The sequence below is a fragment of the Acidovorax sp. LjRoot66 genome (assembly GCF_964253305.1).
GTDB lineage: Bacteria > Pseudomonadota > Gammaproteobacteria > Burkholderiales > Burkholderiaceae_C > Acidovorax.
The window spans coordinates 2,287,434-2,303,604 of sequence record NZ_CAXUQU020000001.1; the positions used below are offsets into that span (position 1 = coordinate 2,287,434).

A 16,171-nucleotide genomic window follows, 5' to 3' on the forward strand; every position below is an offset into this window, starting at 1 on the left:
GCTTATCTTACAAAAATGACCCGCGGCAGGCGTGCGCGCTTGAGTCTGGGCGGGTCGCCAGAGGCAGGGCCAGGCGCGGCGCTCCAGGTGATGGTTTCGGTGCTGGTCTCATCCACGGCAGAGGCGAAGCTGCTGCTGGCCAGCTGCAGGTAGGCGATCAGTTCGGCCAGGCCGTGCTGCAGCGGGTGGGCCTGGCACAGGTCGCCCAAGGTGATCTGTCCCTGCCGCTGCAGGGCGCGGCGGATCTGCTGGGCGAGCTTCGCCTTGTCGATGACGATCTGCGAATACAGCGCGGCGTCGTCCATGTCGGCCTCTCCGGCCTGCAGGGCGATGCTGGCGATCAGTGTCTTGACGCCGGGGGCATGCAAGGGCCGTTCAAAAGGCAGGGCGATGTCGATGCCCGGGGTGTCCAGGTGCATCGCCGGGCCTTGCGGCGGTGCATCGCGCAACCGCAACGCATGCCCTTCGATGTTGCGCATCAGGTCCATGATGCGGCGATTTTCCAGCCAGGACTGGTCGTCCAGAAAGCGCCGCAGCTGCTGCGAAAGCAGGGCCACGGTGCGCTGGGTGTGCTCACCGGCTTCCATCCAGTCGTGGTGCACACGGCGCACCCGCATGTCGGGCTGCATGGCCGCCACGGCCTCCAGCTGCAAGACCTGCTCCAGCATCGCCGACAGCTCCTGCTGGCGCTGGCTGGACATCAGAAAATCCCAGAAGGCCCGGAAACTGCGGCCCTGGTCGGAGTCGGCAATGGCGTCGCGCTCGCCCAGAATGTCCTCCAGCAACGCGCCCCGCGAGCCCCGCCAGAGGGTGATGCGCTCGCGCACCGTGCGGTCCAGCAGGCGAAAGTTCTGCTCCACCTCGCGAAAGTCCGCGAGCAGCTCGCGTGACAGCTGCGTGAACTGGGCAAACCGCTCCTTGACTGCCGTGTCGCCCAGCACCGGCAGGTTGCCGGAGAGCACGCGGGCTATTTCCGCATCGATCTCGTCGCGCTGGCGCTGCAGGTCCTGCAGGCGCATGTTCACATCGGTCTGCGTGCCGGTACTGATCTGGCGCAGCAGCTCGAACAGGGTGAGCAGCCGCGATTCCGTGCCCACAAAGCTGCGTTCGGTCAGCGTGCCCAGCCAGGCAATGGCTTTCTCGCTGGCCGGCGTCATGTCGAACACCGGGGCATCCGAGCCCGCGCGGTAGAACTTGCGCAGCCAGCCCTTGTCCACGCCGGCCCAGTCGTTCAGGTACTCCATCGCCGTTCTGGGAAATGCCTGCTCCCCCAGCTGTTCGCGCAGCAGGTAGAGGTCGTCTTCGAGCGCTTCGCACAGGTCCGCCTGGGCGATGGTGCGCACATTGGGGGTGATGAAGACCCGGTGCAGGAAGCTGGCCACCAGTGCCACGTGGTCTGACCGCAGCAGCCGCCACGCCGGGTGGTTTTGCAGCAGCTGGTCTAGCTTGGCATGGTCCAGGGACATGGAGGGTGGAGATTGGCCAGGCGGTGGGGCAGGGTGGGAGGGGGCGGGCGACTTTTTTCAGCCGTGCCTGCCATCTTAGGGTACGGCCGGGGTGTCTTCTTTGTTGCCTTCTTCGCCTGGGGGTTGGGTGCTTGCCTCTTTTGAGTGGTCCGGTGTGTCTGGGCGTTGTTTTGCGGCTTGGCTTTCGTGGTTGCTGCGTGCTGTGATTGAGGGCGGAGGCCGGGTCTCGGCCCGGCGGCCGAGGTACTTGTTCTTTGCTTCGCCAAAGAAAAGTACCCAAAAGAAAGGCGACCCCGCTGCCCGTGTCCCCACTCGCCCTGTGGGCGAGTGGGGCAGCCTGCGATGCTCGGTCCTGGGGTGCGCCGAAGAACTCCCTGCGCTGCCTCTGCGAGGCAGCTCCGGTCAGACAGCTTCGGCGAGCCAGACAACGATGCGCGTGTCCTTCGGCACGCGCTCACCCCAGGCCCTGCGCTTCTCGGCACGGTCAGAAGGGGGTGGGGGCGGGCTCCATACGGGCCATTGCTTCGCTCGGCCTCAACTGCCTCGCTGCGCTTGGCCTGGGCAGGGAGATCGCGCCCAACAGTCGGCAGCGCGCACTGCGCGCGTCACCGACCCCAGGCGCAGCTGCGCAGCAGCAGCCGAGTGGACCCCGCTCCCCACCCCCTTCTGACCGTGCCGAGAAGCGCAGGGCCTGGGGTGGGTGCGTGTGCCGCAGGACACACGCACTTCGTGATCTGGCTTGCCGCAGCTGTTTGAGCGGAGTTCGAAGAACGCAGCGAGTTCTGCGGCACCACCCCAGGTCCGAGCATCGCAGGCTGCCCCCGTTCGCCCGACAGGGCGAACGGGGGACGCAGACTGGGGGCCGCCTTCTCTTTGGTGACTTTCTCTTGGCGGCCAAGAGAAAGTTACTGCGCCGCCGGGCGCACATCCCGGCTCCGGCCCATGAAACAAGCACATAGCAACCACAGCCCACGAGCCCAAACAGCAAGCCAGGCCGCCAGGCGCGCATCAACCCAATTGCAGCAGCGCCTCCTCGCGCCAGTAATCGGCCGCATCCAGAAACCCCTCCCACACACACCCATTGCACCCCCGCCCACAGCAGCTCGTAGGCTCGGGCGGCGGCGCGCGCAATGTGATGCCCGCCGCCACAGCCTGCTGCTGCAACTGTGTGAACATCGCCTGGGCCGACGCAGCATCGGTCGCGCGGGCAGGGGCGCTGCTGCTGGCGGTGGTGCTGCCGCTCACGGCTTGCGCTTGGCCCGGCGCAGCAGGTAGTTCACGATGAAGCCGCCACCCAGCACCAGTGCGAACCAGCCCACCAGCGTGGCCTGGGCCATGAGGTCGCGCACGCCCCCCGAGCGTGCCACATAGGGCGCCAGCAGGATCACCAGGCCGATGAGGGCGCAGGTGACGCCCTTGAACAGCATCTCCTTGTCGGTTTTGGCCTGGGTGGAGGTGCGTGGGGTGTTGTCGTTGGTGGGCATGGAAATGAGGGCAAAAGCGGGCGCCGAAAAACCGCGCGGAAAGCGCTGGGGCCAACCGCGATTATCCTTCCCACCCTGATTCCCGCTCCGCACGCTCAAGAAAGTACCCCCCCGCATGGCCATCCAGTGGTTCCCCGGTCACATGCACCTGACCAAGAAAGCCATCACCGAACGTGTCAAGGACATCGACGTGGTGATCGAGGTGCTGGACGCGCGCCTGCCCGGCTCCAGCGCCAACCCGCTGCTGGTGGAGCTCACGGGGCACAAGCCCACGCTCAAGGTGCTCAACAAGCAGGACGTGGCCGACCCAGCGCGCACGGCGCTGTGGCTCGACTGGTACAACGCCCAGCTCAGCACGGGCGCCGTGGCGCTCGATGCCTCCGAAGCCGCGCCCGCGCGCAAGCTCATTGACGGCTGCCACCGCCTGGCGCCCAACCGGGGCGGCATGGCCAAGCCCATGCGGGTGCTGATCTGCGGCGTGCCCAACGTGGGCAAGTCCACGCTGATCAACACCCTGACCAACAAGCGCCAGGCCAAGACCGGCGACGAGGCCGGCATCACCAAGATCGAGCAGCGCATCACGCTGGCCGACGACTTCTACCTGTGGGACACGCCCGGCATGCTGTGGCCGCGCATCATCGTGCCCGAAAGCGGCTACAACCTGGCCGCCAGCGGCGCCGTGGGCCGCAATGCCTACGACGAGGAACTGGTGGCGCTGGAGCTGCTGCGCCGCCTGCAACAGCACTATGCGCCGCTGCTGGAGGCGCGCTACAAGCTGGGCCTGCCTGAAGGCGCCATGGCCACCATGCACGACGAGGAACTGCTCGAAGCCATTGGCAGGAAGCGCGGCGCCATGCTGGGCGGTGGCCGGGTGAACCTGCAAAAGACGGCCGAGATCGTGATGACCGACTTTCGCACCGCCATCCTGGGGCGCATCACGCTGGAGACGCCTGACGAGTTCGAGGCCTGGCGCGCCGTGGGCCTGGCCGAGGACGCCAAGCGCCAGGCCAAGAAGGACGCGCGCGCCAAGTCCAAGGGCAAGGGCTCGGGCGTGCGCGAGCCGGCACCTGGCGACGACAGCGGCGACGCCGGCTCATAAACCCTTTGGGTGACGGGCGGCTGAACTGGCTGTCCGGCCGGTGGCAATTGAGGACTCGATAGGCGCGGTGTATCGCGTTACCATGGTCACCACCGGTTGCCACCGCTTACACCATGCGCGCTGTTGCCCACCTGCTGCCCTCTGAGCGAGACGACGCCACCACGCAGCAGTTGGTGCGGGCCGGCTCGTGGGTGGTCGCGATCACCGGGACCTTGATCGCCGCGCTGCTGCTGCGGGACAGCCCCCTTTCCTGGACGCATGTGCTGCTCAACCTGGGTGCGGGCGGCATGGGCGCCCTTGCCGTGGTGCTGGGCCGCATGGGGCGCTGGCACCAGGCGGCACTGGTGCTGGTTTGGGGGGTGTGGGGCGTCGTGTCGCTGGTGGCGGCCAGCAATGGCGGCCTGCGCGGGCCCAATCTGCTCAATTTTCCGGTGCTGATCGTGTTTGCGGGCTGGATCCTGGGCGCACGCGCCACGCTGTGGCTCACCGGCTGCACGGGCGCGCTGCTGCTGTTCTTCCTCTGGGCCGACCTGCGCGGCCTGCTGCCGGACGCGCGCTACGGCAACCGCCTGGCCTACCTGGCCTACCTCACCGGCGTGCTGGCCGTGACGGCCGCCGCCACGCTGCTGTCGCGGCGCAGCTACCTGCGCCGTGTGCAGGAGGCGCAGCAGACCGCGTCGAGCCTGGCCGCCAGCGAGGCCGAGCTGCGAAAGCTGCTGCGCGCCGTGGAGCAAAGCCCCGAGAGCATTGCCATCACCGACCTGACCGGGCGCATCGAATACGTCAACGCCGCCTTCCTGGCCCGCACAGGCTATGCGCGCGACGAGGTGCTGGGCCAGCCCTCGGCCCTGGTGTCGAGCAACGGCATGGCCGCAGCCCAGCGCCTGGGCCTGCGCGACACGCTGGCGCGCGGCGAGAACTGGGCGGGCGAGCAGGTCAACCGGCGCAAGGACGGCGCGGAGATCATCGAGGCCGTGGTGGTGGCGCCCATCCGCCAGACCGACGGGCACATCAGCCACTACGTGGAGCTCAAGCAGGACATCACCGAGCGCAAGCGCGCGGCCGAGGAGATCCACCGCCTGGCGCATTTCGACGCGCTGACCAGCCTGCCCAACCGCCGGATGCTGGTGGACCGGCTGGCCACCCTGCAGTGGCGCACGGGGCGTGCGCCCGGCGCACCGGGGGCCCTGCACGCGCTGGTGCTGCTGGACCTGGACCGTTTCACCACCTTCAACGACGCGCGCGGCAGCGAGATGGGCGACCGCCTGTTGTGCGCCGTGGCGCTGCGCCTGTCGGAACTGCTGCCCGAGCAGGGCCTGCTGGTACGGGTTGCCGGCGACGAGTTCGCCATCGTGCTGCACGACCTGGCGACCCAGGGGCCGCAGGCCAGCCGCCGCGCGCTGGCCTTTGCCGAGCAGGTGCAGGCGCGGCTGCTGCAGCCGTTGCGCCTGGAGGGCTATGCCGACGAGGCGCAGCTCGGCGCGAGCATCGGCATCACGCTGTACCCGCAGAGCCCGGCCGACTCGCCCCAGGAGGCGCTGCGCCGCGCTGGCACCGCGCTGCACCGGGCCAAGCAGGCGGGGGGCGGACGCTCGGCCTTCTTCGAGGAGGGCATGGGCGAGGCGGCGGAGCAGCGCTTTCAGGTGGAGCGCACGCTGCGCCAGGCGATTGCGGGCGACGAGCTGCGGCTGTTCCTGCAGTCGCAGGTGGATGCGCAGGGGCAGCTCACGGGGGCCGAGGTGCTGGTGCGCTGGCAGCACCCGCGCGATGGCCTGCTGGCCCCCGGCGCCTTCATCCCCATCGCTGAAGAGTCGGACCTGATCGTGAACCTTGGCACCTGGGTGCTCGCGCATTCGCTGGCGCTGCTGGCCTTGCCCGCCATGCGCGAGCGGGGCCTGCGCCTGTCGGTCAATCTCAGTGCGCGCCAGTTCCGCCAGGCCGGCTTCATACCGCAGCTGCGTTCGCTGCTGGCGGCCTCGGGGGCCGATCCGTCCCTGCTCACGCTGGAAGTCACCGAGGGCCTGGTGATCGACGATTTCGACGATGCCGTGGCCAAGATTCGCGAGCTGGGCGCGCTGGGGGTGGAGTTTTCGCTGGACGACTTTGGCACGGGCTACTCGTCGCTGGCCTACCTCAAGCGCCTGCCGATCCGCGAGATCAAGATCGACCGCAGCTTCGTGCACGAGGCCCCCACCAACGCCGACGACGGGGTGCTGGTCGAGGGCATCCTGTCGGTGGCCAGCCACTTCGGGTTGCGCGTGGTGGCCGAAGGGGTGGAGACGCGGGCCCAGGCCGACTTTTTGCGCCAGCGTGCGCCTGGCATCTTCTACCAGGGTTATCTGTTCGGCCGGCCCGAGCCGCAGGAAGACTGGCTGGCCAGGCTGGCTCCGGGCCCCCTCGTCTGAATTCAAAAAAGAAAGCCCCCGCTGCCTGTGGTAGCGGGGGCTTTCTTTCGGTACGGCAAGGGGGCGCCGGACTTTCTTACTTGTTCTTTTCCTTGCCGCGTGGCACGACGGCCGTCACGGGCGGCATGGGGCGGTCAGAGCCGTGGGATTCCTTGGGAATCGACGTGTCCTTCTTGGGCTTTTTCGCCATCTTGTTGCTGCGCTGTTCACCTTTGGCCATGGGTCCTCCTGTGTGGGTCTCCGGATGGGACCGCTGCGCAGCATGGTACGCCACAACCGGGGTGCTCGGCATGACTGAAGGCGGCTCTTTTTCAAGGCGCCGGGCAGCGTGGCGCTGTCATGCCTGCGCGGTGGTGACCACGGCGGTGGCCTCCACTTCCACCAGCATGCCGTCCAGCGCAAGGCGCGGCACAGGGATCAGCGTGCAGCCGGGTGTGGGCGCATCGCCCCACACGCGGCGGGCGGCCTCGGTCCACAGGGCCAGCCGGGCCTCGGTGTGGTCCACCACCAGCAGCGTGAGCCGCACCACGTCATGCACGCTGGCGCCCGCCGCTTCGAGCACCGTGCGCATGTTGGCCAGCGCCTGCGCAAGCTGCTCGGCAAAGTCGGGCGACAGCTCGCCCGCCAGGTTCTCGCCGCCCTGGCCCGAGGCATAGACGGTGCGGCCCGCCGCAGGCGCCACCACCACGTGCGTGTAGCCATTGGGGGCCGGGTCGTAAACGCCTTCGGGGTTGATGTGGGCGAGCGTGGCGGTGTGGGTGGGGGACAGGCGCGAAGCGATCTGCGGCATGGGGTGAGATCCTGAAAATCGTGGAAGAGGCTGTTAGTATTCAACCTAAAGTTAGGTTGAGGTCAACGGGCACTTTTCGGAGCAGGGTCATGAAGCAGCACGACGACGCACATGGCGATTCCATGGCAGAGCTGGCCGCCGATCTTTCGGTGGGCGAGGTGGCACGCCGCAGCGGGCTGGCGGTGTCGGCCCTGCATTTCTACGAAACACGGGGCCTCATTGCCAGCGTGCGCAGTGCGGGCAACCAGCGGCGCTACCCGCGCTCGGTGCTGCGCCGGGTGGCGGTGATCAAGGTGGCCCAGCGCATGGGCGTGCCGCTGGCAGCGATTGGCGAGGCGCTGCTGGCCCTGCCCGCAGGCCGCACGCCGACGGTGGCCGACTGGCGCCGGCTTTCGGAGCGCTGGCGCGAGGACCTCGACGAGCGCATCCGCACGCTCACGTCGCTGCGCGACCAGCTCGACGGCTGCATCGGCTGCGGCTGCCTGTCGCTCAAGGTCTGCCCGCTGCGCAATGCCCAGGATGCCCTGGCCCAGGAAGGGCCCGGTCCGCATTTCTGATACGGATTTGCCTTCAACCGTCTAACGTCGTTGGTTCGCCTTGCCGTGCTACAGCACTGTCTGCGGCTTCCCGCCTAGCTATACGGTCGAATGCAAATCCGTATGAGCGGTCGGGCGAGGGCTCACCAGCGCAGTGGTGTGGGCTCGTTGTCCCAGAAGATCCAGCGGCGTACCTCCGTGTAGGGCGAGGTGCCGATGGAGTAGGGGTCCAGACCCGTCTCGGTGCGCTGCAGCACGGCCAGGTAGCCGCCGTAGCTGCCCACCAGCAGCGTGCTGCCGCCCCCCGAAGCCTCGATGGCGCTGATGCTGCTGCCCACGTGGTGGCGCCACAGTGTGCGGCCCTCATCGTCCATGGCGTGCACGTAGCCGCTGGCGTCGCCCATGGCCACCATGCCGGGCAGCGTGGCCGAGGCGTACACGCGCCATTGGGCGTCGGCCACCGTGCCCTCGGTGTCGTCCGCCGCATCCACGGGCGTGGCGATGGTGATGCCGTTGTACAGGTGGCAGGAGTTGAACCACAGCCGCGTGCCGTCGTGCGAGAAGCGCGCGTGGTGCGGGTACGAGGACTGGGTGCTGAGCGTGCGCAGCGGCCGGCCGTCCTGCGCGCTGAGCAGGATGTGGGCGCTGTCCTGGTCGCCCACGGCGATGAAGCGCTCATCGGGCGACAGGGCCATGTGCAGCATGTCCATGGCCAGCAGGCTGCCCTGGGGCTCGCCGTCGGCCGCATCCTGGTGGTTCTTGGGCCAGGTGTAGGGGCCGCCATCGTCCGCGTCGCCATCGCCCTCGTCGAACTCCTGCGGGTGCAGGCGCTGCACGCCGTGGGCCGCGCTGACCAGGTACACCCCGGTGGGGTTGCGCAGCAGCACGCGCAGGCCGTCGTTGAAGGGAATGATCTCGTCGCAGCGCTGGCCCAGCGAGCCTGCCACCAGGCCCATGGACTCGGGGATGCCCTCGTTGCCGCGTGGCAGCGGCAACTGCTCGATCTGCGGGCCGCCGAAGCCCCTGTGCGTGGTGATGTGCGTGCCGTCGCTCTGCGCAAAGCAGTTGCCATCGGCCGAGCGCCCCAGGCCCTTGAGCGCTGGCAGCGAGGTGGGCACTGCGCCATCGATCTGCACCCAGTGCGCCGATTCGCTGTAGCTGGGCCCGATGCGCGCGAGGATGCGGCCATCGGCCAGCAGAAAGACCGGGCCGATGAACTGCCCCGCCTTGGCCGCCGTGCGCACATAGGCATCGGGGGCAAAGGCAAAGCGCTGGCGAAAGCGCGCGGCCAGCGCCTCGTCGGCATGCCGGTTCACCAGGCGGGCGAGTTGCAGCACCGTGGGCGCATTGGCCTTGCGCGGGTCTTCCGGCAGGTCGGTGGTGGGCTCGTCTTCGTCCTCTTCTTGCGCGCTGTCATCGCCCTCCAGGTCGCGGGCGGTCATCGCGAACTGGTGTGCGCGGATCGCGGCCACATAGGTTTCGCCGCCGCTCTGCCATTGCCCGGACAGCAGCATCAGCTCGACCGGGAACACGGCAGAATCCGGCAGGTCGTCGGCCAGGGGCGGCGTGGCCAGCAGGTGCACGGCCGTTTCGATACGGCGCTGTTCTGCCTGGTGCGCCTGCTGCTGCTCGTGCGCGCCCTGTATTTGGGCCTCTACCTGGGCGTAGATGCGCAGCAGCCGGGCAATGTGGTCCACCGCACCGCGGGGCAGTGTGGTGCGGGCCTCGCTTTGCCGCTGGGTGTACTTGAACTCCACCACCGGCGGGCCCGCGCGGGCCTCGTCGATGTCGAGCTGGTAGGCGCCGTAGGCATCGTCCGAATCGTCGCCGGGCCGGGGTTCGCCGTTCTCCCAGCTGAGCTTGAGCGCGCGGCCATAGGGCTCGCCCTCGTGCAGGCAGGGCTGGCGCGCACCCACCCACACGTCGCCATGCCACTCGCCGTTCTTGTCGCTGTCCCACCAGTCGTTGTACTCCTCGGTGAAATAGGGCAGGCTGGTGAACTGCTCGATGCGCCGGGGCGTGAGCTCGGCCTGCAGCCGGTGGTACAGCGGGTAGCCGGCGCGCGACTGGCCCACCGCAAGGCGCACATAGTCGAGCACGCCGCGCCAGGCCCGGGTAGCGGCCTCGCGTGCCTCGGCCGGCGCCTCATCGTCCAGCACCTTCCAGCCGTCGGGCGTGCCCTCGGTGTAGCCGCGGTAGATCAGCGTGGCCACCTCGATGAACGGGATGGGCCGGCGCAGCACGGCAGCCGCCAGGCGTGCCAGCAGGCCTTTGCGCTGGGGCTCGCGCTCCACCGAGAGGTAAAAGTCCCAGGTCTTCCAGACGGTGATGAACACGTTGTCGTCGCGCTGGTCGCCATCGGCATCCACATGCCGGCGGCACAGCGAAAAGTCGGTCTGGCCAAACCAGCCGGGCGCCTTCTTCTCCTTGTGCGTGACGATGGGCGAATTCACCACCGCCAGGATGTTGGCCACGCTGATGGCTTCATCGGCGAAAAGGTCGCTGGCCAGCGGCATGTCGGCGGTGATTTCAGCGCTGGCACGCAGGGGGCTCTCGCCGGCGCGCACGGCCTCCACCACGCGGTCGCGCGACAGCAGGGCGCCGATGCCGTCCGCACCGTCGTCGATGCCGTCGAAGAACTCGGGCGCAAACACCAGGCCTGCCACCTCGGCGGAAAACTCCGCCAGGCTGGGCACGCCGCACGCCTCGTCGAGCAGAAACTCCACCTGCTCGCCGCCGGCCACCTGCACGTGGTATTCGTCGGTGAACAGCGCCACGCGCGCGGTAAGGCCGCCGTTCACCTGCAGGTCGCCATGGTTGTAGTGGCCCCAGAGCAGTTCATCCACCGTGAGCGCGCCCTGCACGTACACCAGCTGCCCGCCGATCACCGCATGCTGCACCTGCAGGCTGCCCAGCACCACCAGGTTCGTGGTGCCATCGGTGTCGCTGGCGGTCAATGCGCCGTCGATGCGCAGGCTGCCTTCGATGAGGACCAGGTAAGGCGCGCGGCGGGGCAGGGTCACCGGCTCGGCCTGGCCCAGGGCCAGCCGGTGCAGGCCGCCATCGGCTACGAGCGGCGTGTCCAGGTGCAGCTCGGGCCACTGCACGTCGCCCGCGATCCAGGCGGCGGTTTCTTCGGCCAGTTCCTCGGGGTCGTCGCGCAGGCGCTTGGCGATCCAGGCATCGGCCGGGAGCAGGTGGGCTACATCGGCCAGGGGGACGAAACTCAGGCTGGGCAGGCTGGGCATGGTGCTTTCAGGGCAATGAACAGTCGGCGGGCATCGTACACCGCGTGCACGCGTGGCACTTTGGGCTGACAATGATGTGTTGTCTTATTAATTGAACCCTCCCACCATGAGCCAGAACCCGCCCTTGTTTGAAGTGCTGCCCCGCGATCTGTCCGCCTACCGCCAGGGCAATGTCGGCATCGACTATGTGCACCGCTTCGAATCGGGCAAGCCCGGCCCCCATGTGCTGGTCAACGCGCTCACCCACGGCAACGAGATCTGCGGCATGGTCGCGGCCACGCACCTGCTCGACAGCGGCGTGCGCCCCCTCATCGGCACGCTGACCATCAGCTTCGCCAACGTGGCGGCGTATGAGTCGTTCGACGAGTCGCGGCCGTTCGAGAGCCGCCAACTGGTGCACAACCTCAACCGCGTCTGGTCCGCCGCCGAGCTCGACGGCAGTGGCGACAGCCCCGAACTGCGCCGCGCGCGCGAATTGCGCCCGGTGGTGGCCGCGGCCGACCACATCCTCGACATCCACTCCACCAGCCAGGACGTGCCGCCCTTCTGGGTCTACCCGGCGTACGAGCGCAACTCGGCGGCGGCCCTGGCCATCGGCCTGCCGCCCGTACACATGGTCATGCCCAATGGCCTGGGCTCGGGCACGCCGCTGATCCAGCACGGCCGCCACGGCCAGGCCCTGGGCGATGCCGGGGTGGCGATGGTGGTCGAATGCGGCCAGCACTTTTTGAAATCGGCGGCCGACCTGGCCACCCTGGTGGCGCAGGATTTCATCGCCCACTTCGGCCTGACCGCCCCGCGTGCCGACCGCGCCGCGCCCGGCCCGCAGCGCCGCTTCGAGCTGCTGGAGACCTGCATGGTGCTCACGCCGGACTTCGCGTTCACCCGGCCACTGGAAGGCTTCGAGACCTTCGCCAAGGACGAGCTCATCGCCACCGACGGCACCGTGGAGATCCGCGCGCTGTGCGACGACTGCACGGTGATGATGCCCACGCGCGAGCCCATCGTGGGGCGCGAGGCGGTGTACCTGACGCGGCCGATCTGAGGGGCTGACGCAGCGCAGGCGCGGCAGACCGCTACGCCTCAAGCGCAGGCAATTTCCTGCGGGGTCTGCGCGCTGGTGTGGCGCGGCGCACGGTGCGCAGCACGTGCCGGGCCGCGCGCGCCAGAGCCCCATCAAGTGCGGTGCGCCAGTCCTTGGCCACCGAGGACACCACCACCGACCCCGCGCCATCCGTGCGCAGCTCGATCTGGCAGCGCTTGTCCACCCCGCCCCGGGGGCCGTTCACGTCGGCCAGTTGAACATCGGCACGCGGCACCAGTGCTTTCAAACGCCGAAGCGCAAAGCGCACCCGGCGCTCGACGGCCTCGCGCATCAACGCAGCATCGGGATGGCGGGACTTGAAAAGTATCTGCATCAGCGTTCTCCTTGGGTTGGAGTACGCACCTTAGCCCGCGCAGTGTGGCGGTAACAGCAGGTTTTTTCTGCAGGCAGTGTCTGTGAAGCCGGCTGGTCTGCGTAAGCATCTTTCTGATTCAGGTTCGGTAAAGCCGATGCAGGTGTCATGAAAAACCTGCTTCTTGAAGCACCCTGGTGGCCGCACATTCAAGCTTGTTCCAACCACTGCAAGGTGCTTCATGAAGCCATTGATGTCTGTCCATTCCCTGCTGAGCTCGCTGCGTGCCAAGGTGCTGCAGTGGGTCTGGCCGTGGTCGCAAGGGCGCAGCGCACTGCTGCGTGCACCGGCGCTGGTTCCCATCCGGGTCCATTCCTCCCAGCGCGAACACCCGCGCCGCCGCTACCGCTACCGCGACTGAGCCCCTGGGCATGCGTCCCGCACCTGCACCCAGAACCCACCCCTGTGGCATGGCCACACCGTCCTGAATACAAAGCCCCCGAGAAGGAAAAAATCATGCGCAGCTACCCCCACAACAGCCCCGAAGCAGCAGCCCGTATCGTCGCCCTGTTGCTGATCTCCGACGGCAACGTCAGCCGCCAGGAGCTGGAGGCCCTTTACGGCCAGGACATCGAGCGCGAACTCGGCCTGGCGCCCGGCGACTTCGCCCAGGTGCTGCACACCCTGTGCGAGGACCTGCTGATGGCCGCGCACGAGCGCCGCCTGCTCACCGGCAGCATCGACCAGGCCACCCTGGACGCGCTCATGGCCGAAGTGACCGACCCTGGCCTGCAGCACAAGGTGCTGTTCTTTGCCGACGCCGCTGCCATGGCGGACCGCCACGTTGCGGCTGAGGAGGCATGGATCATGCGGGCCGCGCTGACGCAATGGCGCATCGGCAAATTGCCTGCGCACAGCTGAGGCAGCGCACCGGCTGCGCACTACCGCGGCGCAGCTACGATGCGCGTGCAGCGTCCACCATCTGGCGCACCAGCGGGTGGTGCTGCCCGCGGCGTGACCAGATGGCATGCACCTCCTCGCTGATGCCGGGGCAATCGCCCAGCAAGCGCAGCCCGCGCACCAGCCCCACGTCCTGGGCACCCAGCTGGCTGACCGGAAACACCCCCAACCCCCGTGCCGCGAACACGGCCAGCAGGGCGCTGTCTTCAAACTCGCCCACCACCCGGGGCTGCACCCCGATGTCCTGGAACCAGTGGTCCAGCGTGGAGCGCAGCGGCGAATGGAAGGTGGGCAACAGCACCGGCAGGTCCTGCAGCGACTGTGGAAACCGGTCGCGCGTGCTCTTTCGGACCAGCGAGGCCGGCCCGTACCACTGCAGCGCGGAGCGGGCGATCCGTTCGCTGGACAGGCGTTGGTTCGGATTGCGCGGCGCGGCCTGCCCGGCCAGCACCACGTCCAGTTCGTGCAGCGCCAGCTCGGACAGCAGCTCGTCGAACTCCCCCTCGTGGCACACCAGGCGCAGGTGCGGGGTGGCCAGCACCGGCTCCAGCAGCGCATGTGCTGCCAGCTTGGAGATGCCGTCGGACAGCCCCACCGAGAGCCGCGCGACCTTGGCGCTGGCCGCTTCGCGCACTTCATCGGGAATGCTCTGCCCCAACTGGAATATCTCTTCGGCCCGCGCATACGCCGCCTGGCCCGCCTCGGTCAGCGCCACCCCGCGGCCGGCTGGCTTGAGCAACTGGTGCCCCAGGGCCTTCTCCAGATCGCGCACCTGCGCACTGATGGTCTGCACCGCCATCTCCAGGCGGTCGGCGGCGCGGGCAAAGCCGCCTTCCTTGGCAACCATCCAGAAATAGTAAAGATGGCGGTAGTTCAGCATGCGGTCTCCGGTTCGGAAAAACCGAATACTAGATTCGGCTGAGCCTGGTGTCTATTCCGTTCCACCATGCCCATACTTGGCGCTTGATATTTCAGAAAGACAACGTTCCATGTTTTACGCAATCAGCTGGTTTCTGTCGTTCATGCTGCTGGCCCTGTGGTCACTGGCCTGCTGGGGCGCGCACGCGGTGACGGTCTGGGCGGTCGGCAGCGCCGGCGCCCTGGCCGGCGGTACTGCCGCCATGGATGCAGTCCTGCTGCCCGAGTGGATCAAGGTCTGGATACCGCCCCAGTTGGCGCAGGAGTTCGGCGGCGTGATTGCCTCCGTGGGGGGCGTCGTGCAGGCGGCGCTGGAAACCGTGCCGGCACTGTCCGGGGCTGTCTCGGTACTGGCCTGGGTCATCTGGGGGCTGGGTGCACTGGCGCTGATGGCGCTGGCCGTGGGAGCGCATGTGCTGATTGCGGTGCTTCAGCGCCGCAAGGCGAGTCCGGCTACATTGGGCGCCGCTGGCGTGCGATGAGGCGCCGCTGAAGGCTGCAGACGTGCTTCAGCCCATACACAGCCGTGTCATTGCTGGTCCTCTGGTTGCAGCGGAGAGTATGTCCAAGGCAGATTCTCCAGAATCTCTTTCGCGTCTGCATCGAACTCCTGCCGGTAGTGGTGCTGGTGCGGAACAGGGATGCTTGCATCGCCTTCGGTATATCCGAGTGCGTCAAGCTCCGCGCAATACCTGGCGAGCGGGCCGTAGGCAAACAGTTGGTTGTGCCGGTCCCAGACGACGGTGGCCTGATCCTGTGCAGAATGTACCCAGATGTCAAAGCGCGCGTCCGATGACAGGTATGCGCCGAACCGCTGCATGAACTCCTGAAACTGCGCTTGCGACAACGGTGGGCTCTGGTAGCGGCCTGCCTCTCTTTCGCCCCGGGGCGTATGGAGCACATAGAGCAAAAAATAAGGGGGCTCCAGACTGCCGACCAGGCGCACGAAAGGCAGCGAATCGCCACCAGGGATGCCCGCCAGAACTCGCCCAGCCCCATCCTGCGGCGTGACGCGGTAGACAGCTGGGTGTGAGTAAGGCACCCAGCTATCGGATATGGAATGGGACAGCTTGTTCATCTGGGGTTTGGTGAATGGCGTTCGTTGATGTGCGAAGAGGGTAGTCTCAAGGCAATGTGGGAGCGAGCGCATGTCTCCCGGACCGTCCGGCATTTTCCGCCTAGATAGCGGTCAGACGCTGGCCGATCCCTGAAGCCTTTCAAGGTCCTCCATCGCCATCTCCTGGTGCTAAGGGGACGAGTCGAGCCCCAGGAACCTTTTCAACGTTTCGATGGCAACCTCGCAGTTTCCTGCATGTTCCAACTCTGCCGCCTTGCTCATGGACTCGACCAACATACGATCGGCTGCCGAGCATTGGTAGGCTGGCAGCGCTGCCGAAATCAGTCCCAAGCGCTTGATGGATTCGAATGTGGCTATGGAATGGAGTGCTTGAAGGAATGGAGCAAGTTCGTCCAGCGCAGACGGTCAATCTGCGCGGGCCCCAAGCCTATCCCAGTTTCCCTGTAGCGCCACGCCCCGAGCCGCCGCGTACCGGGTAGCTTCTTCTTGGGCCACCTCGATGCGGTCAGTTACAAGGCCATGGTTCGGGTGAATCGCTTCCCATGCATGGCTGCGTGCGTTGCCCCCCGCATCGCGCCAGGCGACCCAGGCCATAAACCGAAAACCCAAGGTGCCATCGGAACGCGAAAAAACTTCAGCGGCGATCGAGCCTTCTGCGGAGATCTGGTATGCAACGGCGTCTGGCGACCGCGTATAGCGGTCGGCCGCGATATCGGGTGCCAGGAAGGAGTCGATCAAAGACATGGTGTGAGCGCCCGTACCGGGCTTGCCGTCGAAGTCTAGTCCATGC

At 67.5% G+C, this 16,171-nt stretch carries 17 protein-coding genes; 7 read left to right on the forward strand and 10 right to left on the reverse strand.

Annotated features, from left to right (window positions below):
- Positions 1 to 2: 2 nt before the first annotated feature.
- The 3 genes from ACSQ3Y_RS10560 to ACSQ3Y_RS10570 all read right to left on the reverse strand — a co-directional run bounded on the left by ACSQ3Y_RS10560 (position 3) and on the right by ACSQ3Y_RS10570 (position 2,950).
- A complete protein-coding gene (locus ACSQ3Y_RS10560) occupies positions 3 to 1,466 on the reverse strand; it encodes a DUF3375 domain-containing protein (protein WP_436177237.1) in 1,464 nt (487 codons plus the stop codon).
- 1,008 nt (positions 1,467 to 2,474) lie between these two features.
- On the reverse strand, positions 2,475 to 2,642 hold the full coding sequence (locus tag ACSQ3Y_RS10565; protein ID WP_436180107.1) for an oxidoreductase-like domain-containing protein: 168 nt from the start codon (positions 2,640 to 2,642) through the stop codon (positions 2,475 to 2,477).
- A gap of 65 nt (positions 2,643 to 2,707) precedes the next feature.
- Positions 2,708 to 2,950 (reverse strand): hypothetical protein, encoded by a 243-nt coding sequence (locus ACSQ3Y_RS10570; protein ID WP_436177238.1) that lies wholly within the window; start codon positions 2,948 to 2,950, stop codon positions 2,708 to 2,710.
- Between the two features lie 115 nt (positions 2,951 to 3,065).
- On the opposite strand from ACSQ3Y_RS10570, the gene ylqF reads away from it, so the two are divergent.
- Positions 3,066 to 4,049, forward strand: coding sequence for a ribosome biogenesis GTPase YlqF (ylqF, locus tag ACSQ3Y_RS10575; RefSeq protein ID WP_057268065.1), 984 nt, complete (start codon positions 3,066 to 3,068; stop codon positions 4,047 to 4,049).
- A gap of 113 nt (positions 4,050 to 4,162) precedes the next feature.
- The gene (locus ACSQ3Y_RS10580; RefSeq protein ID WP_436177239.1) at positions 4,163 to 6,454 is read left to right on the forward strand and encodes a putative bifunctional diguanylate cyclase/phosphodiesterase; all 2,292 of its coding nucleotides are present in this window, start codon (positions 4,163 to 4,165) and stop codon (positions 6,452 to 6,454) included.
- 76 nt (positions 6,455 to 6,530) lie between these two features.
- Here ACSQ3Y_RS10580 and ACSQ3Y_RS10585 read toward each other — a convergent pair whose 3' ends face one another.
- Entirely contained in the window at positions 6,531 to 6,674 is a 144-nt protein-coding gene (locus ACSQ3Y_RS10585) for a hypothetical protein (protein WP_164470725.1), read from the reverse strand.
- Between the two features lie 117 nt (positions 6,675 to 6,791).
- Positions 6,792 to 7,244, reverse strand: coding sequence for a RidA family protein (locus ACSQ3Y_RS10590; protein ID WP_436177240.1), 453 nt, complete (start codon positions 7,242 to 7,244; stop codon positions 6,792 to 6,794).
- Between the two features lie 89 nt (positions 7,245 to 7,333).
- Here ACSQ3Y_RS10590 and soxR point away from each other — a divergent pair, with 89 nt between their 5' ends.
- Positions 7,334 to 7,801: a redox-sensitive transcriptional activator SoxR gene (gene soxR, locus ACSQ3Y_RS10595; protein WP_436177241.1), complete on the forward strand. Its 468-nt coding sequence runs from the start codon at positions 7,334 to 7,336 to the stop codon at positions 7,799 to 7,801.
- 122 nt (positions 7,802 to 7,923) lie between these two features.
- Here soxR and ACSQ3Y_RS10600 read toward each other — a convergent pair whose 3' ends face one another.
- Positions 7,924 to 11,028, reverse strand: coding sequence for a WD40 repeat domain-containing protein (locus tag ACSQ3Y_RS10600; protein WP_436177242.1), 3,105 nt, complete (start codon positions 11,026 to 11,028; stop codon positions 7,924 to 7,926).
- Between the two features lie 106 nt (positions 11,029 to 11,134).
- Here ACSQ3Y_RS10600 and ACSQ3Y_RS10605 point away from each other — a divergent pair, with 106 nt between their 5' ends.
- A complete protein-coding gene (locus tag ACSQ3Y_RS10605; protein ID WP_436177243.1) occupies positions 11,135 to 12,073 on the forward strand; it encodes a succinylglutamate desuccinylase in 939 nt (312 codons plus the stop codon).
- Positions 12,074 to 12,104: 31 nt separating this feature from the next.
- Here ACSQ3Y_RS10605 and ACSQ3Y_RS10610 read toward each other — a convergent pair whose 3' ends face one another.
- Positions 12,105 to 12,446 (reverse strand): HPF/RaiA family ribosome-associated protein, encoded by a 342-nt coding sequence (locus ACSQ3Y_RS10610; protein WP_436177244.1) that lies wholly within the window; start codon positions 12,444 to 12,446, stop codon positions 12,105 to 12,107.
- A gap of 232 nt (positions 12,447 to 12,678) precedes the next feature.
- On the opposite strand from ACSQ3Y_RS10610, the gene ACSQ3Y_RS10615 reads away from it, so the two are divergent.
- Positions 12,679 to 12,846 carry a hypothetical protein gene (locus ACSQ3Y_RS10615; protein ID WP_157412707.1) on the forward strand — a complete coding sequence of 56 codons (168 nt, stop codon included), beginning with the start codon at positions 12,679 to 12,681 and terminating at the stop codon, positions 12,844 to 12,846.
- 95 nt (positions 12,847 to 12,941) lie between these two features.
- Positions 12,942 to 13,346, forward strand: coding sequence for a hypothetical protein (locus tag ACSQ3Y_RS10620; protein ID WP_057206662.1), 405 nt, complete (start codon positions 12,942 to 12,944; stop codon positions 13,344 to 13,346).
- Between the two features lie 34 nt (positions 13,347 to 13,380).
- On the opposite strand, the gene ACSQ3Y_RS10625 is transcribed toward ACSQ3Y_RS10620, so the two are convergent.
- Positions 13,381 to 14,265: a LysR substrate-binding domain-containing protein gene (locus ACSQ3Y_RS10625; protein ID WP_436177245.1), complete on the reverse strand. Its 885-nt coding sequence runs from the start codon at positions 14,263 to 14,265 to the stop codon at positions 13,381 to 13,383.
- A 109-nt stretch (positions 14,266 to 14,374) separates the two neighbouring features.
- Here ACSQ3Y_RS10625 and ACSQ3Y_RS10630 point away from each other — a divergent pair, with 109 nt between their 5' ends.
- Complete coding sequence (locus ACSQ3Y_RS10630; protein ID WP_436177246.1) at positions 14,375 to 14,785, forward strand: hypothetical protein; 411 nt, start codon at positions 14,375 to 14,377, stop codon at positions 14,783 to 14,785.
- Positions 14,786 to 14,832: 47 nt separating this feature from the next.
- On the opposite strand, the gene ACSQ3Y_RS10635 is transcribed toward ACSQ3Y_RS10630, so the two are convergent.
- Positions 14,833 to 15,381, reverse strand: coding sequence for a hypothetical protein (locus tag ACSQ3Y_RS10635; protein ID WP_436177247.1), 549 nt, complete (start codon positions 15,379 to 15,381; stop codon positions 14,833 to 14,835).
- 405 nt (positions 15,382 to 15,786) lie between these two features.
- Positions 15,787 to 16,125 (reverse strand): hypothetical protein, encoded by a 339-nt coding sequence (locus ACSQ3Y_RS10640; RefSeq protein ID WP_436177248.1) that lies wholly within the window; start codon positions 16,123 to 16,125, stop codon positions 15,787 to 15,789.
- Between the last annotated feature and the right edge of the window lie 46 nt (positions 16,126 to 16,171).